The following is a 20,031-nucleotide window of genomic DNA, read 5'->3' as shown; positions in this document are numbered from 1 at the left end:
CACCATGAAACTCAAGTTCACCAAGATGCATGGCGCCGGCAACGACTTTGTCGTGCTCGACGGCATCCACCAGCAGATCGACCTGACCCCGGCCCAGTGGCGCGCGCTGGCCAGCCGGCATTTCGGCGTGGGCGCGGACCAGATCCTGATCGTCGAGAAGCCGACGCGCCCCGACGTCGATTTCCGCTACCGCATCGTCAATGCCGACGGCAGCGAGGTAGAGCACTGCGGCAATGGCGCGCGCTGCTTCGTGCGCTTTGTCACCGAACAGGGCATGACCGACAAGCGTTCGGTGCGCGTCGAGGTGATGAACGGCGTGATCACGCTGACGCTGCAGGACGATGGCCAGGTCACGGTCGACATGGGCGCGCCCGAGCTGGAACCGGCGCGCGTGCCGTTCCTCGCCCAGGGCCTGCCCACCCATGCCGAAGGGGCCGATACGCTGTACGGGCTCGAGGTCAACGGCCGCACCGAATGGATCTCGGCGGTGTCGATGGGCAACCCGCACGCGGTGCAGGTGGTGGACGATGTCGAGAACTTCCCGGTGCTGCAGGACGGCCCGGTGATCGAGCACCACCCGGCCTTCCCGAACCGCGTCAACGCCGGCTTCATGCAGGTAGTTGACCGCCACGCCATCCGCCTGCGCGTCTACGAGCGCGGCGCCGGCGAGACCCTGGCCTGCGGCACTGGCGCCTGCGCGGCGGTGGTCGCCGGCATCCGGCGCGGCCTGCTGGATTCGCCGGTGCGGGTCCACACCCATGGCGGCGAGCTGACCATTGCCTGGGACGGCGGCGCCGAGCCGGTGCGCATGACCGGCCCGGCCACCACCGTGTTCGAAGGCAGCATTGACCTGGCGGCCCTGCCGGCCTGACCATAGGGGCTGCGCGCCCCTTGTTCCCCTCCCTGCAGCGCAGTTTCCGGGGCGCCCGATTCCCTGATCCCGCAGATCATCGCGAATGGAGCGCCCATGCCGCTGGACGATTTCCGCATCACCTCGGGCAAGCGATTCCGCCTTGCCGACTTCGACCCGGGCAGCAAGCCGCTGTCATGCGGCAAGAAAGAGGAAGACCTGGCCCGCATCATCGAGCTGAGCAACGCGCTCGACGCGCAGCAGGACATCTTCTATGCCGAGCACCGCCGCAAGCTGCTGGTGGTGCTGCAGGGCATGGACACCAGCGGCAAGGACGGCACCGTGCGCGGCGTGTTCCGCAGCTTCGATCCGCTGGGCATCCGCGTGGTGGGCTTCAAGGCGCCGTCGCCCGAGGAGCAGGCGCGCGATTTCCTGTGGCGCGTGCACCTGCAGGTGCCGAAGTCGGGCGAGATCGTGGTGTTCAACCGCAGCCACTACGAAGACGTGCTGATCACGCGCGTGCACCACTGGATCGACGCCGCCGAATGCGAGCGGCGCTTCCGCCAGATCCGCGAATTCGAGTCGATGCTGACCGAGACCGGCACCACCATCGTCAAGTGCTTCCTGCATATTTCGCGCGACGAGCAGAAGTCGCGGCTCGAGGCGCGGCTGGCGGACCCGGACAAGCACTGGAAGTTCGACACCAAGGACCTGGCCGAGCGCAAGCACTGGAAGGCCTACATGGACGCCTACGAGGCCGCGATCATGGCCACCAGCACGCCCGAGTGCCCCTGGTATGTGGTGCCGGCCGATTCCAAGACGCACCGCAACCTGATGGTGGCGGAGATCATGACCAAAGTCTTCGAGGACCTGAAGCCGGCTTATCCGCCGGCGCGTCCGGAACTGGCCGGGATCAAGGTCGACTGAGCCGGCGCGCCGGCCGGGCTCACCCGCCGTTGCCGCGATGCACGTCGTGCGTGACGAAGGGCTGCTCGCGGCTGGGCATGGCCAGCCATTGCGGATGGCGCAGGGTCTGGCGGATATCCTCGAGCCCGCTGGTCCAGTGCTCGTGCATGGTCAGCGGGCCGAACTGGTAGTCCTTGGCCAGGTTCTCGAACGACTTGTCGCGGTAGATCAGCTGGATCACGTTACGGCGCGCATCGCACGACTGCTCGGCCGCGCGCCGGTACCACTCGTTGTCGCGCTTCGACTGCGGCACCAGCGCCATCACCTCGTTGAGCATGCGGCGCAGGTTCTGCTGCTCGCGCATATAGTCGGTGATGGCGCGGGTGCGGCTGGAATACTGGATGTCCTTCTGGCGCTCGGCCACGTCGATCAGGTCGTGCGGCAGCTTGCCGCGCGCGCTCCACAGGTCGACCTGGAAGATCAGCGCGTCGCGCCGCGGCTGTGCGGTCAGCACCTCGGCCAGCGGCGTGTTCGAGACCAGCCCGCCGTCCCAGTAGTATTCGCCATCGATCTCCACCGCCGGAAAGCCCGGCGGCAGCGCGCCCGAGGCCATGAAATGCTCGGCGCAGAGCTTGTCGCGGGTATTGTCGAAGTAGGCGAAGTTGCCGGTGCGCACATTGACCGCGCCCACCGAGACCCGCATCAGGTCGGGGCGATGGTTGATCAGGTCGAAGTCGGCAAAGCGCTCCAGCGTGGCCTTCAGCGGCCTGGTGTCGTAGAAGCTGGCATGGGTCGGGTCCGAGTAGCGCGACATCAGCGCCGGCCAGCTGCGCGGCTGGAAGAAGCCGCGCTGGCCCTCCAGCATGGCGCGCGCTGCGTGCAGGCCGTCGAACCAGATCCGCATCGGCTCGGGCCAGCTTGCCGCTTCATCGGCAAACCAGGTGTAGGACAGGCTGGGCAGCCACGGCTGCGCGCAGATGTGTTCCCAGAACGCCCGCAGCTGCTCGACCCGGCGCTGCGGCGGATTGCCGGCGATGATGGCCGCGTTCAACGCGCCGATCGAAATGCCGGCGACCCAGTTGGGGAAGATGCCCCCTTCGGCCAGGCCCTGGTACACGCCGGCCTGGTAGGCGCCGAGCGCGCCGCCGCCCTGCAACACCAGCGCGCGCACCGAGTAGGCCTCGTGCGCGGGCCGGTCGGGCGCCTTGGCCGCCTTGCGCACCGGCTTGCGCGGCCGCACTTGGGCGCCGCGCTCGGCCAGCGACTCGCCGTTGCCGGCGGACTCCGCCGTTGGGGACGGCGTTGCCGCCTGCCGCACTGCCCGTTCCTGCCGCTCCTTTGCCGCCACGCCGCGCTCCCTCCCAGTCCGAAAGTCAGCCGTGTGCCTACCGGCCACGCTCCGGGCGCTGGTTGCCAGCGCCCCGTCTCTGCAACGGTTTCAGACGCCGTAGCGCTGACGATAGGCCGCCACGGCCTCGCGCGACGCGCCCAGCGCCGGATCCTGCGAGGCATCGAGATAGGCCAGCAGGTCCTTCAGGCTGGCGATGGCGATCACCGGGATGCCGAATTCGCGCTGCACGTCCTGCACCGCCGAATGGGTGCCGACCTGCTCGGCGGTGCCGCTCTTTTCCATGCGGTCCAGCGCGATCAGCACCGCGGCGGGCTCGGCGCCGGCCGCGCGGATCAGGTTGACCGACTCGCGCACCGAGGTGCCGGCGGAGATCACGTCGTCGACGATCACCACCTTGCCCTGCAGCCTGGCCCCGACCAGCGTGCCGCCTTCGCCGTGGTCCTTGGCTTCCTTGCGGTTGTAGGCGAAGCCGACATCACGTCCCATGCCCGCCAGCGCCACCGCTGTCGCCGACGCCAGCGTGATGCCCTTGTACGCCGGCCCGAACAGCACGTCGAACTGCACGCCCGAGGCCAGCAGGGTTTTCGCATAGAATTGCGCCACCTGGCCCAGCATGCCGCCCTGGTTGAACAGGCCGGCATTGAAGAAGTAAGGCGACTTGCGGCCGGCCTTGGTGACGAACTCGCCGAATGACAGCACGCCCGCGTCGAGCGCAAAGCGGATAAAGGTCTGGCTGAGGTCATTCCCCGCGTTATCTGCACTCGGGGCGGCCGGATTCTGCTGCGTCATCATTTCTCTCTGAATTCAAAATTTCCCCGAATGTTACGGATTATCAGCGCCAACCTCAACGGCATCCGCTCCGCGTCGAAGAAGGGCTTTTTCGACTGGATGGGCAAGCAGGACGCAGACATGGTCTGTGTGCAGGAACTGAAGGCGCAGGCCGCCGACATGACGGAAGCGTTCCTGGCGCCACACGGTTACCACGGTTATTTCCATTACGCCGAAAAGAAGGGCTACAGCGGCGTCGGGCTCTACACGCGCCACAAGCCCGAGCGGGTCATCACCGGTTTCGGCAACGCTGAGTTCGACAGCGAGGGCCGCTATGTGGAAGTGCAGTACCCGCACCTGGCAGTGATTTCGGTGTACGTGCCGTCCGGTTCGAGCGGCGAGGAACGCCAGCTGGCCAAGTTCCGCTTCATGGAGGCCTTCCTGCCGCACCTGCTGCAGCTCAAGGCCAGCGGGCGCGAAATCGTGCTGTGCGGCGACGTCAACATCGCGCACAAGGAAATCGACATCAAGAACTGGAAGGGCAACCTGAAGAACTCGGGCTTCCTGCCGGAAGAGCGCGCCTGGATCGGCGAGCTGTTCGACGTGCACGGCTATGTCGACGTGTTCCGCAAGCTGGACCCGCGCCCCGATCAGTACACCTGGTGGAGCAACCGCGGCCAGGCCTATGCCAAGAACGTGGGCTGGCGCATCGACTACCACCTGGCCACGCCGAAGATCGCCGACACCGCGCAGCTGTGCTCGATCTACAAGGACGAGAAGTTCAGCGACCACGCGCCGCTGTCGATCGACTATAACTTTCCGCTCTGAGCGCTTGGCGGTCACGCCGCCCGGACTTCGTCGAGGAGTTCTGGGTGGCGGTCCAGCAGCCGCAACAGCTTCACCAGCGCCAGTGGCGGCTTGGTCCGGCCGGTTTCGTACCGCGAGAACGCATTGACGCCACCGCCGAAGATTTCGGCCGCCTCGCGCTGGTCGAGGCGCAGCTTTTTGCGGACTTCGGTGATATAGGCCGGGTCGACCAGGGCGGCATTGACTTGCCGGTTGAAGGCCAGCATCGCCTCGCTGACCCAGTCGCTATCACGGGGCAGCACGCCCTCGCCGCACTTGGGGCACCATTGGCCGGGCACATTCGGGATCACCGTGGTCTCACCGCGGTACGTATAGGGCACGTCGCGCGTTCCCGCCACCAGTTCCGCGCCACCGCACTCGGGACATTTCATCTTGCTTTCTCCGGCTGCTCGCCTCGGTACTGTTACCTTGGCTTGAAGGAAACGACCAGTACCTCGTTGGCAACGGTGAGCTTCACATACAGCGCACCATGCGGCGTGACGGGCCGGTAGACGTCCTGCCAGATCCGATGGTCTTCGTACGTTGTCATGCTCTTGTAGAAGTCCGCTGGCTGGAGGCGGGCCAGGATGTCGCGCACCCCGCTCCTGCCCAGGCCCATCATCGCCGCATGGGAATACGCGGCATACGTCATTTCCATCTTGCCCGCCAGCAACAGGACCTTCACATCCCGCAGCTTGTAATGCGCCGTCCCCTTCTCCATGTAAATTAACCTACTAGGTTAAATCCCGCAACCCGCGAACTGTGCCAAAGCGCAGGACTCCAATCGGTACAAACCCCTGCGACAGGCCCCCATCCCCGCTACAATGCGGGTTCGCCCCTGCGCCCGGCAGGAGAGGTTTCGCATTCCCGCATTTCAAAGAGCGAGTCAGCCATGGTTTTCAAAGTGTTCGTCGATGGTCAGGAAGGCACCACCGGTCTCCGGCTGCTTGACTATCTTTCCGGTCGTGCCGACGTGGAACTGCTGCGCATTGCCGAAGACAAGCGCAAGGATCCGGCCGAACGAGCACGCTTCCTGAACGCCGCCGACGTCGCCTTCCTGTGCCTGCCCGACGTGGCCTCGCGCGAGGCGGTGTCGCTGGTGAACAACCCGGACACCTGCGTGATCGACGCCAGCACGGCGTTCCGCACCGCCGACAACTGGGCCTACGGCCTGCCCGAACTGGCGCGCGGCCAGCGCGACAAGATCCGCGCCAGCAAGCGCATCGCGGTGCCGGGCTGCCATGCCAGCGCCTTCGTGCTGGCGGTGCGCCCGCTGGTGGATGCCGGCGTGCTGCCGGCCGACTACCCGATGACGGCGTTCTCGCTGACCGGCTACAGCGGCGGCGGCAAGTCGATGATTGCCGAGTTCGAAGCCGGCGGTAACCCGAAGCTGAACAGCCCGCGCCCTTATGCGCTGGGCCTGGAGCACAAGCACCTGCCGGAAATGCGCGTGCAGGCGGGCCTGGCGCAGGCGCCGATCTTCAATCCCATCGTCGGCAATTTCCTGAAGGGCCTGGCGGTGACGGTGCCGGTGTTCGCCGAGCGGCTGGCGCGCAAGGTCAGCCCCGAGCAGATCGTCGAGATCTATCGCCAGCACTATGAAGGCGAGCAGTTCGTGCGCGTGATGCCGTACAACAGCGCCGACAACCTCGACGGCGGTTTCTTCGATGTGCAGGCCAACAACGACACCAATCGCGTCGACCTGTTCGTGTTCGGCAATGCCGAGCGCCTGAACCTGGTGGCGCGCCTGGACAACCTGGGCAAGGGCGCGGCCGGCGCGGCGGTGCAATGCATGAACGTGCATGTGGGCGCCGACGAGGCCAGCGGACTGCGCGCCTGAGAAGCCTGCCGTTCCCGCACTAATAAAAAAAGCCGGCACTGCCGGCTTTTTTTGTTGGATCACGCAGCCGCGGCTACACGCGCTGCAGCGCGCGCAGCGCGTCGACCAGCCCGGCGCCCTGGAAGGCGCGCTCGCGCCCCAGGTCGGTGGCCGCGGCGCACAGGATGGTCTTGACGGTCTCGGGCTGGCCCATCAGTTCATTGTTGCGCGACAGCAGCAACGCCGCGACCCCCGACACATGCGGTGCCGCCATGCTGGTGCCGTCCATCGACGCCAGCGTGCCGCCGGGCACGGTCGAGGTGATCTTCTCCCCGGGCGCGACCAGGTCGGGCTTGATGCGGCCGTCGCCGGTGGGACCGTGGCTGGAAAAGTAGGAGATGCCGTAGCGGTAGGGATCGGTGCGGTGGGTCGCGCCCACCGTGATCACGGCGCGCGCATTGCCGGGATCGGTAATGGTCTGGCCGCGGAAGCCGGCGCCCATGTGTTCGGCGGCGAAGGCCTCGTCATAGCCGTAGTTGCCCGCCGCCGCCACCACGATCACGCCGCTGGCCACCAGGCGGTCGCACTCGACGCATACCGGCGTGCTGCCGCAGGCGTAGCTGCGCACGTCGTGGCGCAGCGCCACGCTCAGGTTGATGCCGTGCACCGACTGCCGGTCGCGGCTCTGGTTGAGCCAGCGCACGTACTGCAGCGCGCCCAGGATGCCGAATTCGTCGCCCCTGCCCTGCGCGTCGAAAATGCGCAGGTCGAGCAGCTCGATGCGCGGGCAGATGCCGCTGACCTCGCCGGCTTCCGCCAGCTCGGGCGGCAGCGGCAGCGGGTCCGGCCGCGCCAGGTAGGCCGACGCCGGCCAGCCCGCGCCGATGATGCCCGCCACGTGCGTGCCGTGGCTGTCGCCGGGGGCCACATACTGCGCCGGATCGTCGTGACTGATTTCGAGCAGCGGCTCGATCACCGACCAGTCGATGATGCGGCCATGCGCCAGGTCGTCGGCGATCGCGGCGATGCGCTGCCGCAGCTCGGCCTCGCCGGGCCCGCGCTTGCCCTTGGGCATTGGCGGCAGGCGCCCGCTGGTGATCGCCGACAGGCGCGTGAAGTCAAGCGTCCTGACCACGCGCGACAGGCGCGGCGCGACCAGCCCGTCGCGCACCGGCAGCGGCCCGTCGAACTTGAGCGGATCGAAGAAGGCCGGATGGCGCGCATCGATGCCGGAATCGATCACCGCCCAGCGCACGCCCTGTCCGCCGGTATCGAACACGCGGATGGCCGCATCGGCCTTGACGGTCTTGCGCGAGGCGAACACGGCGTGCTCGGCCGGCCGGTTGACGGAGATGCGCCATAGCGGCGAAATGGCGGCGGCGGCGGCGACTTCGCCGGCAGTCATGCCGGCAGTCATTGCCGCTACCGGCACGGCGGCCTCCACATGATCCTCCCGCAGGCAGTCCCACAGCGTCTCCAGCACCTTGCGGCTTTCCTGCGTGACGCGCCGCGTCAGCCCGCCGGGCGGGAAGCTGTCGTCATGCAGGCCCAGCAGCGTCAGCGCGACGTACTGCGCGGCGACATTGACCAGCCGCCCCAGCGCCTGCCCGGCCGGCGCGGCGAGGCCGCCGAAGCGCGTACGCGCCGCGTTGTAGCCGATGTCCTTGAAGCGCGCCAGCGCCGCCTCGCTGCCGACATGGGCCAGCACCGACTCGCCCAGCCAGCGCACTAGCGCATCGCCGGTCAGGCTTAGCGCCAGCGCGCTGCGCGCGGCGGGCGTCCACCTGATGCCGGCCATCGGCACGCGCACCTCGCGCTGCCACCAGGCGGTCAGCGGCAGCAGGCGCAGCATGTCGAAGAAATCGATCTGCGCCAGCAGGTGCGATTCATTGGCGGCAAGGAAGCGCGGACCGGCATCGTCCGCTGCCGGACCGGCCAGCGCCGGCAGGCGCCGCAGCACCGCGGCGCGCAGCGCGGCGATGCCGGCGCCGTGGTGCGGCGTCAGCAGCAGGCCGCGCGGCACCTCGAACGATTCGCCGGACGCATACAGCAGCCAGACTTCGGAGCTGACCGGCAGGTCGCTGGTGAAGCGGTCGGGCTCGGCCTCGCAGCCGGCGAAGATCAGCATATACGCGGCCCGCCGTTCCGACGGGCTCATGCGGTTCAGGCTCATGCGGGTCCCCCTGCGGTTGTCGCATTGTCCCTGGCGCCGGACGCAGGCCATCGAGGCGCTGCGCGGCAGGCGGCGCGGCTGGCCGCGGCGCCGTTCAGTGTTTCAGCGCTTCAGCGGCTTTTGCCGGTCCTCGTCGCCGGCATCGACCGGCGCGGCGCCCAGCCCCGCCATATTGGGGCGGTAGGGCGGCAGCTTGTCGACCGCGGTGTTGATCGCGCGCGCGTACAGCGGCAGCACCTCGGGCATGTGCTTTTCCAGGTCGGCGATGCGGCTGCGCCCGGACGGATGGGTCGACAGGAACTCGGCGCCGGACTGCGAGACCTTGCCCATCTTCTGCCACAGCGACACCGCCGCGCGCGGATCGTAGCCGGCGCGCGCGGCCACATCCATGCCGATCAGGTCGGCCTCGGACTCGTCCGAGCGGGAAAAACGCAGCGTCAGCAGGTGCGCGCCGGTGCCCAGCGCCATATTGCCGAGGTTGCCGAAGCCGAACAGCTGCGAGATCACGTTGGCGCCCAGGTTGGTGATCTCGGACTTGGCGGCGCGCTCGCGCGCATGCTCCTGCAGCGCGTGCGCGATCTCGTGCCCCATCACCATGGCGACTTCGTCGTCGGTCAGCTTGAGCTGGTCGAGCAGCCCGGTATAGACGGCGATCTTGCCGCCCGGCATGCAGAAGGCATTGACCTGCTTCGAGCCGATCAGGTTGATTTCCCACTGCCACTGCCGCGCGCGTTCGTTCCACCGTGCGGTCTGCGGCAGCAGCCGCTTGCCGATGGCGCGCAGGCGCACCAGCTGCGGGTGGTTGTCGGGCGCCAGCGCTCGCTTGGCGATGGCTTCCTGCTTGAGCTGCTCGTATTCCTGCACCGCCTGCTGCTCGATCACCTCGGCCGGCACGATGTTGCGCACCGCCGAACCGCCGGGGTTCAGCCGTATCCCACCGGCACCGCCGGCACTGCCGTCCTGCGGCTGCGCCGGCGCCGGAAGGCTCCAGCCGAGCGGCAGCACGGCCGCGGCCAGCGCCAGCGCACGGGCGAGCCGCAGTCGACGCTGTCGATAGGGACGCTGAACACCTTGCAGGCGGCGACGCATGGGAGATTCCTTGGGCGCAATCGGAGAGTAGGCAAACAGGTGGTGCAATAATACACGGCGCCCGCGCAGCCGCGCGGGCGGCACCCGGCCGCCCCATCCATGAATTTCCAGACCTATCTCGATATCTTCCGCAACCGCCGCATCGGCGCCATGCTGATGCTGGGCTTTGCCTCCGGCCTGCCGCTGGCGCTGACCTCCGGCACCCTGCAGGCGTGGATGACGGTCGAAGGGCTGGACATCAAGACCATCGGCTTTTTCTCGCTGGTGGGCCAGGCCTATATCTTCAAGTTCCTGTGGGCGCCGTTGATGGACCGCTACACGCCGCCGCTGATGGGGCGCCGGCGCGGCTGGCTGCTGCTGACCCAGGTCGGGCTGGTGCTGGGCATCGCCGGCATGGCGTTCTGCCCGCCGCAGCAGGCGCTGTGGATGCTGGCGGCGCTGGCCACGCTGGTGGCGTTCCTGTCGGCGTCGCAGGACATCGTCTTCGACGCCTACAGCACCGACGTGCTGCGCCCGGCCGAGCGCGGCGCCGGCGCGGCGGTCAAGGTGCTGGGCTACCGGCTGGCGATGCTGGTCTCGGGCGGGCTGGCGCTGTGGCTGGCGGACCGCGTGCTGGGCTGGCAGCAGACCTACCTGCTGATGGCAGCGCTGATGGGCGTGGGCATCATTACCTTGCTTTGGGCGCCTGAGCCGGATGTGCCCGCGCGCGCGCCGCGCTCGCTGGAAGAGGCGGTGGTGGGCCCGCTGCGCGACTTCTTCGCGCGCCCGGGGGCATGGTGGCTGCTGCTGCTGATCGTGCTGTACAAGCTCGGCGACGCCTTTGCCGGCAGCCTGTCGACCACCTTCCTGATCCGCGGCGCCGGCTTCTCGGCGGGCGAGGTCGGCATCGTCAACAAGACCCTGGGGCTGGCCGCGACCATCGTTGGCGCGCTGTTCGGCGGCACGCTGATGGTGCGGCTGGGCCTGTACCGCTCGCTGATGCTGTTCGGCGTGCTGCAGGCGGTGTCGAACCTGGGCTACTGGATCCTGGCGGTGACGCCGCCGCACCTGTGGACCATGGGCGCGACGATTGCGGTCGAGAACCTGTGCGGCGGCATGGGCACGGCGGCCTTCGTCGCGCTGCTGATGACGCTGTGCAACCGCTCGTTCTCGGCCACGCAGTACGCACTGCTGTCCGCGCTGGCGTCGGTGGGCCGGGTCTATGTGGGACCGACCTCGGGCTATATGGTCGAGGCCTGGGGCTGGGCGCCGTTCTATCTCGGCACCGTAGTCGTGGCGCTGCCCGGCGTGATGCTGCTCTGGGCGATGCGCCACACCGTGCACCGCTACGAGGCCCAGGCGCGCGAAGCGGTGGCCTGAGCCGCCGGCCGGCTTATTCCTTGTAGTAGACGATCTGGTGCGAGCTGGCGATCAGCTCGCCCGCGGCGCTCCACAGCTGCGCGCGCTGGTCGAAGAATCCCTGGCGGAACACCTGCGCCTGCGCGCTGGCCAGCACATGGCTGTGGCCCAGCGCGGCCAGCGTGGCCGCATCGGCATGGAAATACGTGGTCATCGACACCGTGCCGGCCGGCACGAAGCCAGCGCGCTTGAGGAAGATGCGCGGGTAGAAGCTGTCGGCCCACGCCGCCACCGCGGCGAAGTCCGGCGTGCGCGCCGGCGCATCGCGCAGCCAGAACTGGGTCAGGCTGTCCGGGTGCTCGGTGCCGGCCTCGGCGATCGGCTTGGCGCCGCGCACCGGCCGCATGTCGTAGGCCTTGAGCCAGCGCACCGGCGCAAACCCGCCCATCGCCGGCAGCGCGTCGGCGGCCGGCACGTCCGGCATCACCGCTTCGCCGCAGGCCCAGGTGTCGCGCCGCACCGCGAACATCGCGGTGGCGGTGGTGGCAACGGCATCGCTCTGGCGCAATTCCAGGGTCCAGTGCTGGGTCGAGCGGTTGGTGCGAACCGGACGCGCCTCGATCTCGAACGGGCCCTCGGCGATCGGCCCGGCAAAGTTGACGGTCAGCGAGACCGGCTCGCCCAGGCGCTGCGGATGGTCCATCGCCGCCTGCAGCAGCGTGGCGGCGGTGATGCCGCCAAACGGTCCGATCATGTTCCAGTACGCAGGCGTGGTGCGGCCCCGGAAGCGGTGTTCGCCGGCCGGCACCAGCGCCAGCGCGTCGTCGAAGGGATGGAGCGGGCTGGCGGCAGCGGCGGCTTGGATCTGGGGCGCAGAGGACATGGCGGAAGCAGGGTTGTCTCGTTGGAATAGAACGATCGTTCGCTAGCTGCCTACACTAACCGTAGTCAGCATTCCGGTCAAGCGTGGCCATGTGACCGGCCGCGCCCGGCCATGCCTCGCTTCATCCCCGCGCCCGCCGCCGCAACGGCAGCGCCCAGCCAAGCTGGTTGGCAACCACGCCCAGCAACACCAGCGCCATGCCGGCCACCTGCAGCGGCCCCAGCACCACGCCGAACACCATCACGTCGATGACGATCGCCACCAGCGGGTAGATAAACGACAGCGTGGCGATCGACACCACCGACAGCCGCTGGAAGGCGCCGTACAGCAGCGTGTACATCACCCCGGTATGCACCAGCCCGAGCGCCAGCAGCGCGCCCCAGGTGCCGCCGCCATAGCTGCCCGCCGCCGGATGCGCCAGCGGCGCCAGCATCAGCACGCCCAGCACCATCTGCAGTCCGGCGATCTGTCCCGGCGGGATCGCCTGCAGCCGCCGCGTGGCCAGCGTGGTCACGGCGTACAGCAGTGCCGCCAGCAGGCCCTGGCCGATGCCGGCCAGCATCGAAGCGCCGCCGGCGCCGTGCTCCAGCCCGGTGATCAGCATGACGCCGGCAAAGGCCAGCACCAGCCATGGCAGCCGCGCGAACGGGAACGGCTCGCGCTGCAGCACGGAAGTCAGCAGCAGCAGGAAGAACGGCTGGGTATGGTAGACCACCGTGGCGATGGCAATGCCGCTGTACGCGTACGCCGAAAACAGCGCCAGCCAGTTGAGCACCAGCGTGACGCCGCCCAGCACCAGCCAGCCGGCCTGGGCGCGGGTCATGCGCACCCAGCCGCGCTGCAAGGTCAGCACGCCCAGCAGCGCGGCGCCGCCGAACAGGCAGCGGAAGAACACCACATCCAGCGGCGGCTGTCCGCTGGTGACCACGAACCAGCCGATGGTCCCCGACAGCACCATGGCTGCGACCATGCGCCAGGCGCCGCCCGGCTGGGGTTGTTGCGAAGGCATGAGGAACTCCGGTTTAGCCAATGGCCGCATTGTTCCACTCGCCACAGAAGTCAACAATGTGGCGGCAACTCAATTAGTATTTGACGACAGGTCAAAGACAGGGGATTTTGCATGCTCGATGCGCCACTCAATGCGATGGCGGTGTTTGCACGCGTGGTCGAGTGCGGCAGCTTCTCGGCCGCCGCGCAAGACCTCGGCATGACGCCGTCGGCGGTCAGCCGCCATGTCTCCCGGCTCGAGGCCCGGCTCGGCGCGAGCCTGCTGCAGCGGACCACGCGCGCGTTCGCGCTGACCGAGCTGGGCCAGTCGGTCTACGCCGCCTGCGCGCGCATGACCGCCGCCGCGCGCGAGGTCACCGCGCTCGCCGGCGAACACGGCGGCGCGCCGCACGGCGTGCTGCGCGTGAGCGCGCCGGTCTCGTTCGGGCAAGCCTGGCTGGCGCCGCGGCTGCCGCCGTTGCTGGCGAAGTACCCGGGGCTGGACCTGCAGCTGACGCTGGCCGACCGCATGGTCGACCTGGTCGAAGAAGGCCTGGACGTGGCCGTGCGCATCGCGCGCGAACTGGCCCCCGGCCTGGCGGCGCGGCCGCTGCGCGAGGTGCGCTACCGGTTGGTGGCCTCGCCCGGCTACCTGGAGCGCCATGGCGCGCCGGCAACGCCGGCCGAACTGCCGGCCGCACGCTGCCTGTACCTCGGCTACGGCAATTTTGGCGAGCGCTGGACGCTGCGCCACCACGCCGGCGGCGACAAGGTCGAGGTCCGCATCCCGCCGCGGCTGACGCTGAACAACAGCCTGGCGATCATGAGCATGGTCGAGCGCGATGCCGGCATCGGGCTGGTGCCGGATTTCTCGCTGGGCGATGCGCTGGAACGGGGGCGCGTCGTCACCGTGCTGGGCGACTGGGACATCCTGGAACCCTACATCGGCACGGCATACGCGGTGTACACGCCGACGCGGCACGTGCCGCCCAAGGTGCGGGCCTTTGTCGATCATCTGGCAGCCAGCGCCGGCGACGCACCGCGTTGAGGATTCGTGAGGTGGTTGGGCCTAGCGCCCGCCCTGCCCCAGCACGCGTCGCAGCAGCCATAGCATCGCCTCGCGCACCCGGCCGGCATCAGCGCCGGCCTCGATCTCCAGCGCGGCGCGGTCGAACGCGGCCGACAGCAGCGGCGCCACGCCGGCGGCGTCCACGCCCGCCGCCGCCAGCCCCTCGCGCAAGGTCCGGGCCGCGTTGGCCTCGTCGAGCGCCAGCATCTCGCGCAATCCCAGCACCGCCGGCCCTTCCACCAGCAGCAGCCGGGTGCGCCCGGGCACCGTCATCGCCTGCAGGTAGGCTTGCGCCCCGTTGAGCAGCGCCTCGGCAGGATTCTGTTCCGGCGGCGTGGCGGCTTCGATATCGGCGGCGACGGCCGCGGCTTCCTCGGCCAGCACGTGGCGGAACAGGTCGCGCTTGTCGGCAAAGTGGTGATACAGCGCACCGCGCGTGATGCCGGCGGCGGCGCAGACGTCAGGCGTCGAGGTTTCGGCGTAGCCGCGGCTGACGAACAGGGCACGGGCAGCCTCGGTCAGCGCCTGGCGGGTGGTTTCGGTGCGTTCGCGGTTGGTGCGGGCCACGTGCTGGTTCCTTGCAAACATGCAGCCTGTATCTTAATATCGATTTACATACAGGCTGCATGTATTTAACGAGGAGCCATCATGAAAGTCACCAGCTATTACCCGGTCATCATGACCGCCGACGTGGCCGGCACGGCCGCGTTCTATCAACAGCATTTCGGCTTCACGGCCCTGTTCGCCAGCGACTGGTACGTGCACCTGCAACTGGCGGACGACCCTGCGGTCAACCTCGCCGTGCTCGACGGCAGCCACGAGACCATACCTGCGCCGGCCCGCGGCCAGCGCGCGCAGGGGCTGCTGCTGAACTTCGAGGTGGAAGACCCGGACGCCGTCCATGAGCGCCTGCGCGCAGCCGGGCTGCCGATCCTGCTGCCGCTGCGCGACGAGGCCTTCGGCCAGCGCCATTTCATTACCGCCGATCCCAACGGCGTGCTGATCGACATCATCAAGCCGATCCCGCCGTCGGCGGAATTCGCGGCGCAGTACCAGGCCGGCGCGCTGCCGGGCTAGCAGGAGAACGCGTTCAGGCCGCGCAGACCCGGTACACCGCCAGGCTGCCGCGCCAGTTGACGCCCCAGCTGACGGTCACGCCCTCGTGCATCACGACGCGGTCGATCACGCGCAGGCCGACCTTGGGCGCCAGCGCCTCGAAGTCGCTGATGGTCAGCACGCGCACGTTGGGCGTGTTGTACCACTGGTAAGGCAGCGATTCCGACACCGGCATGCGGCCGCGGAACACCGACAGCCGGTGCGGCCAGTAGCCGAAGTTGGGGAACGAGACGATGCACTCGCGCCCGACCCGCAACGTGTCGCGCAGCACCTGCGCGGTGTTGTGGATGGTCTGCAGCGTCTGCGACAGGATCACCGTGTCGAAGCTCTTGTCCTCGAACAGCGCGAGCCCGCCTTCCAGGTTCTGCTGGATCACATGCACGCCCTTCTGCGCGCAGGCCAGCACGCCTTCGTCCCGGATCTCGATGCCATAGGCCTGCACCTCGAGCTCGTCCTGCAGCACGCGCAGCAGGCTGCCGTCGCCGCAGCCCAGGTCGAGCACGGTGGAGTTGGGTTCGATCCAGCGCGCGATCGCGCGGAAGTCGGGGCGCAGCGCCAGGATATTGGGATTGGCCAGGGCGTTCATGCGCCGATCTCCTCAGCGATGCGGTCGTAGTAGGCGCGCATCAGGTTGTGATAGCGCGGGTCGTCGAGCAGGAAGGCATCGTGGCCGTGGGGGGCGTCGATCTCGGCGTACGAGACCGGGCGCTTGTTGTCCAGCAGCGCCTTGACCAGCTCGCGGCTGCGGCTGGGGGCGAAGCGCCAGTCGGTGCCGAAGCTGGCTACCAGGAAGCTGGCCCTGGTCTGCGCCATCGCGCGCGTCAGGTCGCCGCCGTGCGCCAGCGCGGGATCGAAGTAGTCGAGCGCGCGTGTGATCAGCAGGTAGGTGTTGGCGTCGAAGTACTCGGCGAACTTGTCGCCCTGGTAGCGCAGGTAGCTTTCCACCTGGAACTCGACGTCGAACGAGAAGCGGATGTCCTCGCTCTTCAGTTCGCGGCCGAATTTCTCGGCCATGTCCTCGTCCGACAGGTAGGTGATATGGCCGATCATGCGCGCCACGCGCAGGCCGCGCTTGGGCTTGACGCCATGCGCGTAGTAGTTGCCGCCATGGAAGTCCGGATCCGACAGGATCGCGCTGCGCGCCACCTCGTTGAAGGCGATGTTCTGCGCCGACAGCTTGGGCGTGGACGCGATCACGATGCAGTGGCGCAGGCGCTCCGGGTACATCAGGCTCCAGGCCACTGCCTGCATGCCGCCCAGGCTGCCGCCCATCACCGCGGCAAACTGCGTGATGCCGAAGGCGTCGGCCACGCGCGCCTGCGCATTGACCCAGTCTTCGACCGTGACCACCGGGAACGCCGCGCCATAGGGCGCGCCGGTGGCCGGGTTCAGGCTCATCGGCCCGGTCGAGCCGAAGCACGAGCCCAGGTTGTTGACGCCGATGACGAAGAAGCGGTTGGTATCGAGCGGCTTGCCGGGACCGACCATGTTGTCCCACCAGCCCACGTCGCGCGGGGCGTCGGCATAGACGCCGGCGACATGGTGCGAGGCGTTCAGCGCGTGGCAGACCAGCACCGCGTTGGAGCGGTCCGCGTTGAGCGTGCCGTAGGTCTCGACCATCAGGTCGTAGCCGGCGATGGACGAGCCGTTGCGCAGCTTCAGCGGCTCGGCAAAGTGCATGCGCTGCGGCGCGACCACGCCGACCGAATCCGGCGGCAGGTCGAGCGCGGCAGGCGCGGCGGTCGGCAGGGCGACATCAGTCATGGAATCCGGCCCGTGGCGAACGGGCATAAAAAAACCCGACCGGCATTTGCGTATCAAGCGTCGCAGCCAAGTCGGGATTCGCTGGATTCCTTGCGGGATTCCGCGTGCCGGCGCCATCCACTGCCGTGGTGGCATGGGGCGCCGACCCAACCTCTTTAGCCGCATTTATAGTGGCGAGCCATCGGACCCTGTCCGTGGCTGCCGCGCGCCCGCAAGCCAGTCATCAAATCGGCGCGACCGGGCAATTATAGAGCAATCGGCCCGGCAGGTTGCATTCAGCCCAGCAGCACGCGCAGATGCGCCTCGGCATGGTCCGACGGCGACTTGCGGAAACCGCTCTTGGCATAGCGGTGCCACTGGCCCTGCACCGCCGCCATGATCAGCGCGGCGCGCGCGGGAATATCGGCATCCGCCGGGAACGCGGCCTGGGTCACCGCCACCTTCAGGCACTGGCGCAGCGAAGCCTCGATGCGATCCACCACCTGGTTGATGCGCTCCTGCAGCCGTTCGTGCTCGCCCACCAGCGCCTCGCCGGTCAGCACGCGCGTCATGCCCGGGTTCTTTTCCGCGAACGACAGCAGCATGCGCACGATCGCATGCGCCTGGCGCAGGCCGTGCTCTTCCTTGTCGGTGATCTGGTTGATCAGGCCGAACACGGTCTGCTCGATAAAGCCGATCAGCCCCTCGTACATCTGCGCCTTGCTGGCGAAATGCCGGTACAGCGCCGCCTCGGACACGCTCAGGCGCGCGGCCAGCGCCGCGGTGGTGATCTTCTCCCCGCGCGGGTGCTCCAGCATGGTGGCCAGCGTCTGCAGGATCTGCACGCGGCGCTCGCCGGGGCGCGGACGCTTGCGCGCCGGCAGCGCAGGCTGCTGGTCGGCGTCCGCTTCGCTACCCTGCATGCTGCCCTGCGCGCTGCCCGTGATGACCGCCTCTGGTTCGCGCCCGTTGCTTTGCGTCATGACCCGGTTCTCCGCATTCGTCGTTGGAGTTGATGCATCGATTGTACTTTTATGTCCACATAGGCCGGCCGGTTCGGCACGCGCGCGCGCACGCGCGGCACGTTGTCCGGCTGCGCCTGCGGCGCCTGGGTCTCGGCGGCCACCAGCGTCACCGAGCGCTCCTGCACCGCGTGGCCGGCGCGGCGGCGATCCTCGGCCGCGAGCGTCGAGCGCACCGCGGCGTCGCGGCGGCTGCCGTCGTCATGCACGGCGGCGGGCGCGGCGGGCACCACGTGCGGTCGCGACGGCGCGACCGTGCGCAGGTAGCCGGTCACCCAGGCGGTGCGGATGCCGGTGCCGGCGTAGCGCTTCAGGTGCGACACGGTGTCCTCGACCAGCACCGCCCGATGCGGCGCGATGCGCGCCTGCGCCAGCAGCCGGCGCAGCATGCGGCGGTCCGGCTTGGGCCGCAGGTGGCCGTGCACCCACATCTGCTCGATCGCCACCACGCGCTCGAAGCAGTGCCGGATGCCGGCGATCTCCAGCACCGCGCGCGCATAGTCCTGCGGCGCGTTGGTGACCAGGATCTTGCGCCCGGGCAGGCGCCGCAGGTGCGCAGCCAGGCCGCGCCGCACCCGCACCATCTCGGCCAGCGCCGGGAATTCATGCGCGGCGCGCAGGAAATCCGCCGGGTCGACACCATGGTGCCGGATCATGCCGAGCAGCGTGGCCCCATAGCGCTGCCAGTAGTCCACGCGCACGCGGCTGGCGGTGGCCTCGTCGCAGCCGAGCACGCGCGCCACGTAGGCGGTCATCAGCCGGTTGATCGCCGGGAAGATCGCGTGCGAGGCGTCGTGCAGGGTGTTGTCGAGATCGAACAGCCAGACCGTGCCGCCCGAGGTATCGCCCGCGGGGCGGCGGCGGAGGCGAGCGCGGACACGGCGCGGTGAGGGAAGACTGGAAGACACGCCGGGCAACTCGGAAGGTGGTGGGATATGCCGGAGCGGCCGGCGGGGGCCGGCGCCGCTCCGGGGCTCCGCTCAGTGCGAGCGGATCATGGTGCCGAAGGCTTGCTCGGTCAGGATTTCCAGCAGCAGCGAATGCTCGATGCGGCCGTCGATGATGTGCACCGAATGCACGCCGCTCTTGGCCGCGTCCAGCGCCGACGAAATCTTCGGCAGCATGCCGCCCGAGATGGTGCCGTCGGCGAACAGCTCCTCGATCTCGCGCGCGGACAGGTCGGTCAGCAGGTTGCCCTTCTTGTCCATCACGCCCGGGATGTTGGTCATCATCACCAGCTTCTCGGCCTTGAGGATCTCGGCCATCTTGCCCGCGACCACGTCGGCGTTGATGTTGTAGGCCTGGCCGTCGTCGGAGAAGCCGATCGGCGAGATCACCGGGATGAAGGCGTCGTCCTGCAGCGCCTTGACCACCGCCGGGTTGATCGCCTCGATGTCGCCGACATAGCCGATGTCGATGAACGCGCCCGGGTTCTCGCGGTCGGGCATCTGCAGGCGCTTGGCGCGGATCAGGCCGCCGTCCTTGCCGGTCAGGCCGACGGCCTGGCCGCCGTACTGGTTGATCAGCATCACGATGTCCTGCTGGACTTCACCGCCCAGCACCCACTCGACCACTTCCATGGTCTCTTCGTCGGTGACGCGCATGCCCTGCACGAAGGTGCCGACCTTGCCGACCTTCTTCAGCGCCTCGTCGATCTGCGGGCCGCCGCCGTGCACCACCACCGGGTTCATGCCGACCAGCTTCAGCAGGATCACGTCGCGCGCGAAGCCGTGCTTGAGCTTCTCTTCGGTCATGGCATTGCCGCCGTACTTGACCACGATGGTCTTGCCGTGGAACTTGCGGATATACGGCAGGGCCTCGGCGAGGATCTCGGCCTTCAGTGCGGGAGCGATGGCGGCCACCGCGGTCGCGGCAGGCCCAGGGTTGTCGGCGTTCATGGGGGACATCCGTGAGATTCAACAGGTATGATGGCTAAGCCGCTGCGTCCCCGGGGGGAAGCCCGACGGATCGCCCCCGGGGATCGCCCGAAAGTGCGCCATCCGGCCACGGCAGGCGCCGATTTTACAAGAAACCGCGCGGGGCGAAAGCGCGCCGGCCCGACGCGGCGCGC

21 protein-coding genes are annotated in these 20,031 nt (G+C 68.6%); 7 read left to right on the top strand and 14 right to left on the bottom strand.

Translation table 11 applies throughout. The features are described from left to right. Nucleotides 1-4: 4 nt before the first annotated feature. Nucleotides 5-871 carry a diaminopimelate epimerase gene (gene dapF / locus A2G96_RS02220; RefSeq protein ID WP_062796376.1) on the top strand — a complete coding sequence of 289 codons (867 nt, stop codon included), beginning with the start codon at nt 5-7 and terminating at the stop codon, nt 869-871. 96 nt (nt 872-967) lie between these two features. Beyond that, nucleotides 968-1,777, top strand: a complete 810-nt coding sequence (locus A2G96_RS02215) for a polyphosphate kinase 2 family protein (protein WP_062796374.1) — start codon at nt 968-970, stop codon at nt 1,775-1,777. A gap of 19 nt (nt 1,778-1,796) precedes the next feature. Here A2G96_RS02215 and A2G96_RS02210 read toward each other — a convergent pair whose 3' ends face one another. After that, nucleotides 1,797-3,104, bottom strand: a complete 1,308-nt coding sequence (locus A2G96_RS02210; protein ID WP_062796371.1) for a patatin-like phospholipase family protein — start codon at nt 3,102-3,104, stop codon at nt 1,797-1,799. A gap of 90 nt (nt 3,105-3,194) precedes the next feature. Further along, the gene (gene pyrE / locus A2G96_RS02205; RefSeq protein ID WP_150124042.1) at nt 3,195-3,899 is read right to left on the bottom strand and encodes an orotate phosphoribosyltransferase; all 705 of its coding nucleotides are present in this window, start codon (nt 3,897-3,899) and stop codon (nt 3,195-3,197) included. Nucleotides 3,900-3,926: 27 nt separating this feature from the next. On the opposite strand from pyrE, the gene A2G96_RS02200 reads away from it, so the two are divergent. Then, a complete protein-coding gene (locus A2G96_RS02200) occupies nt 3,927-4,703 on the top strand; it encodes an exodeoxyribonuclease III (protein ID WP_062796369.1) in 777 nt (258 codons plus the stop codon). Nucleotides 4,704-4,714: 11 nt separating this feature from the next. Here A2G96_RS02200 and A2G96_RS02195 read toward each other — a convergent pair whose 3' ends face one another. Then, entirely contained in the window at nt 4,715-5,113 is a 399-nt protein-coding gene (locus A2G96_RS02195; RefSeq protein WP_062796367.1) for a type II toxin-antitoxin system MqsA family antitoxin, read from the bottom strand. Between the two features lie 32 nt (nt 5,114-5,145). Beyond that, nucleotides 5,146-5,442: a type II toxin-antitoxin system MqsR family toxin gene (locus tag A2G96_RS02190; protein ID WP_062796365.1), complete on the bottom strand. Its 297-nt coding sequence runs from the start codon at nt 5,440-5,442 to the stop codon at nt 5,146-5,148. 171 nt (nt 5,443-5,613) lie between these two features. On the opposite strand from A2G96_RS02190, the gene argC reads away from it, so the two are divergent. Beyond that, on the top strand, nt 5,614-6,561 hold the full coding sequence (gene argC / locus A2G96_RS02185) for an N-acetyl-gamma-glutamyl-phosphate reductase (protein WP_062796362.1): 948 nt from the start codon (nt 5,614-5,616) through the stop codon (nt 6,559-6,561). A 73-nt stretch (nt 6,562-6,634) separates the two neighbouring features. Here the strand turns inward: argC and A2G96_RS34300 are convergent, their stop codons facing one another. Both A2G96_RS34300 and A2G96_RS02175 read right to left on the bottom strand, forming a co-directional pair. Beyond that, nucleotides 6,635-8,713 carry a S8 family peptidase gene (locus A2G96_RS34300; protein WP_062796360.1) on the bottom strand — a complete coding sequence of 693 codons (2,079 nt, stop codon included), beginning with the start codon at nt 8,711-8,713 and terminating at the stop codon, nt 6,635-6,637. Between the two features lie 102 nt (nt 8,714-8,815). Continuing rightward, the gene (locus tag A2G96_RS02175) at nt 8,816-9,802 is read right to left on the bottom strand and encodes a M48 family metallopeptidase (RefSeq protein WP_062796358.1); all 987 of its coding nucleotides are present in this window, start codon (nt 9,800-9,802) and stop codon (nt 8,816-8,818) included. A 99-nt stretch (nt 9,803-9,901) separates the two neighbouring features. Here A2G96_RS02175 and A2G96_RS02170 point away from each other — a divergent pair, with 99 nt between their 5' ends. Next, a complete protein-coding gene (locus A2G96_RS02170; RefSeq protein ID WP_062796356.1) occupies nt 9,902-11,161 on the top strand; it encodes a muropeptide transporter in 1,260 nt (419 codons plus the stop codon). 13 nt (nt 11,162-11,174) lie between these two features. On the opposite strand, the gene A2G96_RS02165 is transcribed toward A2G96_RS02170, so the two are convergent. Both A2G96_RS02165 and A2G96_RS02160 read right to left on the bottom strand, forming a co-directional pair. Beyond that, entirely contained in the window at nt 11,175-12,023 is an 849-nt protein-coding gene (locus A2G96_RS02165) for an acyl-CoA thioesterase (protein WP_062796354.1), read from the bottom strand. Nucleotides 12,024-12,144: 121 nt separating this feature from the next. Further along, the gene (locus A2G96_RS02160; RefSeq protein WP_062796352.1) at nt 12,145-13,032 is read right to left on the bottom strand and encodes a DMT family transporter; all 888 of its coding nucleotides are present in this window, start codon (nt 13,030-13,032) and stop codon (nt 12,145-12,147) included. A gap of 111 nt (nt 13,033-13,143) precedes the next feature. Between A2G96_RS02160 and A2G96_RS02155 the strand changes: the two genes are divergently transcribed. Then, the gene (locus A2G96_RS02155) at nt 13,144-14,058 is read left to right on the top strand and encodes a LysR family transcriptional regulator (protein ID WP_062796350.1); all 915 of its coding nucleotides are present in this window, start codon (nt 13,144-13,146) and stop codon (nt 14,056-14,058) included. Nucleotides 14,059-14,079: 21 nt separating this feature from the next. On the opposite strand, the gene A2G96_RS02150 is transcribed toward A2G96_RS02155, so the two are convergent. Continuing rightward, nucleotides 14,080-14,667, bottom strand: a complete 588-nt coding sequence (locus A2G96_RS02150; RefSeq protein WP_062796348.1) for a TetR/AcrR family transcriptional regulator — start codon at nt 14,665-14,667, stop codon at nt 14,080-14,082. 60 nt (nt 14,668-14,727) lie between these two features. Between A2G96_RS02150 and A2G96_RS02145 the strand changes: the two genes are divergently transcribed. Further along, nucleotides 14,728-15,156, top strand: a complete 429-nt coding sequence (locus A2G96_RS02145; protein WP_062796346.1) for a VOC family protein — start codon at nt 14,728-14,730, stop codon at nt 15,154-15,156. A gap of 13 nt (nt 15,157-15,169) precedes the next feature. Here the strand turns inward: A2G96_RS02145 and metW are convergent, their stop codons facing one another. The 5 genes from metW to argB form a co-directional block, all read right to left on the bottom strand. Then, on the bottom strand, nt 15,170-15,781 hold the full coding sequence (gene metW / locus A2G96_RS02140; RefSeq protein ID WP_062796341.1) for a methionine biosynthesis protein MetW: 612 nt from the start codon (nt 15,779-15,781) through the stop codon (nt 15,170-15,172). Further along, nucleotides 15,778-16,959: a homoserine O-succinyltransferase MetX gene (metX, locus tag A2G96_RS02135; protein ID WP_062796339.1), complete on the bottom strand. Its 1,182-nt coding sequence runs from the start codon at nt 16,957-16,959 to the stop codon at nt 15,778-15,780. The genes metW and metX overlap by 4 nt, the downstream gene beginning before the upstream one ends. Before the next feature lie 275 nt (nt 16,960-17,234). Continuing rightward, nucleotides 17,235-17,861: a nucleoid occlusion factor SlmA gene (gene slmA, locus A2G96_RS02130; RefSeq protein WP_062802014.1), complete on the bottom strand. Its 627-nt coding sequence runs from the start codon at nt 17,859-17,861 to the stop codon at nt 17,235-17,237. Between the two features lie 56 nt (nt 17,862-17,917). Further along, nucleotides 17,918-18,868 (bottom strand): pyrimidine 5'-nucleotidase, encoded by a 951-nt coding sequence (locus tag A2G96_RS02125; RefSeq protein ID WP_062802015.1) that lies wholly within the window; start codon nt 18,866-18,868, stop codon nt 17,918-17,920. A 72-nt stretch (nt 18,869-18,940) separates the two neighbouring features. Then, on the bottom strand, nt 18,941-19,858 hold the full coding sequence (argB, locus tag A2G96_RS02120) for an acetylglutamate kinase (RefSeq protein ID WP_039008462.1): 918 nt from the start codon (nt 19,856-19,858) through the stop codon (nt 18,941-18,943). Nucleotides 19,859-20,031: the final 173 nt, after the last annotated feature.

The organism is Cupriavidus nantongensis (assembly GCF_001598055.1).
GTDB classification, from domain to species: Bacteria; Pseudomonadota; Gammaproteobacteria; order Burkholderiales; family Burkholderiaceae; genus Cupriavidus; species Cupriavidus nantongensis.
The sequence above is the reverse complement of the archived record's forward strand: the minus strand, read 5'-3'. Positions and strand labels throughout refer to the sequence as shown.

Bases quoted from the DNA above. Each gene is read 5' to 3' on its own strand.
- argC (WP_062796362.1), top strand. From the start codon at position 5,614: ATGGTTTTCAAAGTGTTCGTCGATGGTCAGGAAGGCACCACCGGTCTC.
- dapF (WP_062796376.1), top strand. From the start codon at position 5: ATGAAACTCAAGTTCACCAAGATGCATGGCGCCGGCAACGACTTTGTC.
- argB (WP_039008462.1), bottom strand. From the start codon at position 19,858: ATGAACGCCGACAACCCTGGGCCTGCCGCGACCGCGGTGGCCGCCATC.
- A2G96_RS02175 (WP_062796358.1), bottom strand. From the start codon at position 9,802: ATGCGTCGCCGCCTGCAAGGTGTTCAGCGTCCCTATCGACAGCGTCGA.
- A2G96_RS02155 (WP_062796350.1), top strand. From the start codon at position 13,144: ATGCTCGATGCGCCACTCAATGCGATGGCGGTGTTTGCACGCGTGGTC.
- A2G96_RS02170 (WP_062796356.1), top strand. From the start codon at position 9,902: ATGAATTTCCAGACCTATCTCGATATCTTCCGCAACCGCCGCATCGGC.
- A2G96_RS02160 (WP_062796352.1), bottom strand. From the start codon at position 13,032: ATGCCTTCGCAACAACCCCAGCCGGGCGGCGCCTGGCGCATGGTCGCA.
- A2G96_RS02200 (WP_062796369.1), top strand. From the start codon at position 3,927: ATGTTACGGATTATCAGCGCCAACCTCAACGGCATCCGCTCCGCGTCG.
- A2G96_RS02190 (WP_062796365.1), bottom strand. From the start codon at position 5,442: ATGGAGAAGGGGACGGCGCATTACAAGCTGCGGGATGTGAAGGTCCTG.
- metW (WP_062796341.1), bottom strand. From the start codon at position 15,781: ATGAACGCCCTGGCCAATCCCAATATCCTGGCGCTGCGCCCCGACTTC.
- A2G96_RS34300 (WP_062796360.1), bottom strand. From the start codon at position 8,713: ATGAGCCTGAACCGCATGAGCCCGTCGGAACGGCGGGCCGCGTATATG.
- A2G96_RS02215 (WP_062796374.1), top strand. From the start codon at position 968: ATGCCGCTGGACGATTTCCGCATCACCTCGGGCAAGCGATTCCGCCTT.
- metX (WP_062796339.1), bottom strand. From the start codon at position 16,959: ATGACTGATGTCGCCCTGCCGACCGCCGCGCCTGCCGCGCTCGACCTG.
- A2G96_RS02150 (WP_062796348.1), bottom strand. From the start codon at position 14,667: ATGTTTGCAAGGAACCAGCACGTGGCCCGCACCAACCGCGAACGCACC.
- pyrE (WP_150124042.1), bottom strand. From the start codon at position 3,899: ATGATGACGCAGCAGAATCCGGCCGCCCCGAGTGCAGATAACGCGGGG.
- slmA (WP_062802014.1), bottom strand. From the start codon at position 17,861: ATGCAGGGTAGCGAAGCGGACGCCGACCAGCAGCCTGCGCTGCCGGCG.
- A2G96_RS02165 (WP_062796354.1), bottom strand. From the start codon at position 12,023: ATGTCCTCTGCGCCCCAGATCCAAGCCGCCGCTGCCGCCAGCCCGCTC.
- A2G96_RS02195 (WP_062796367.1), bottom strand. From the start codon at position 5,113: ATGAAATGTCCCGAGTGCGGTGGCGCGGAACTGGTGGCGGGAACGCGC.
- A2G96_RS02145 (WP_062796346.1), top strand. From the start codon at position 14,728: ATGAAAGTCACCAGCTATTACCCGGTCATCATGACCGCCGACGTGGCC.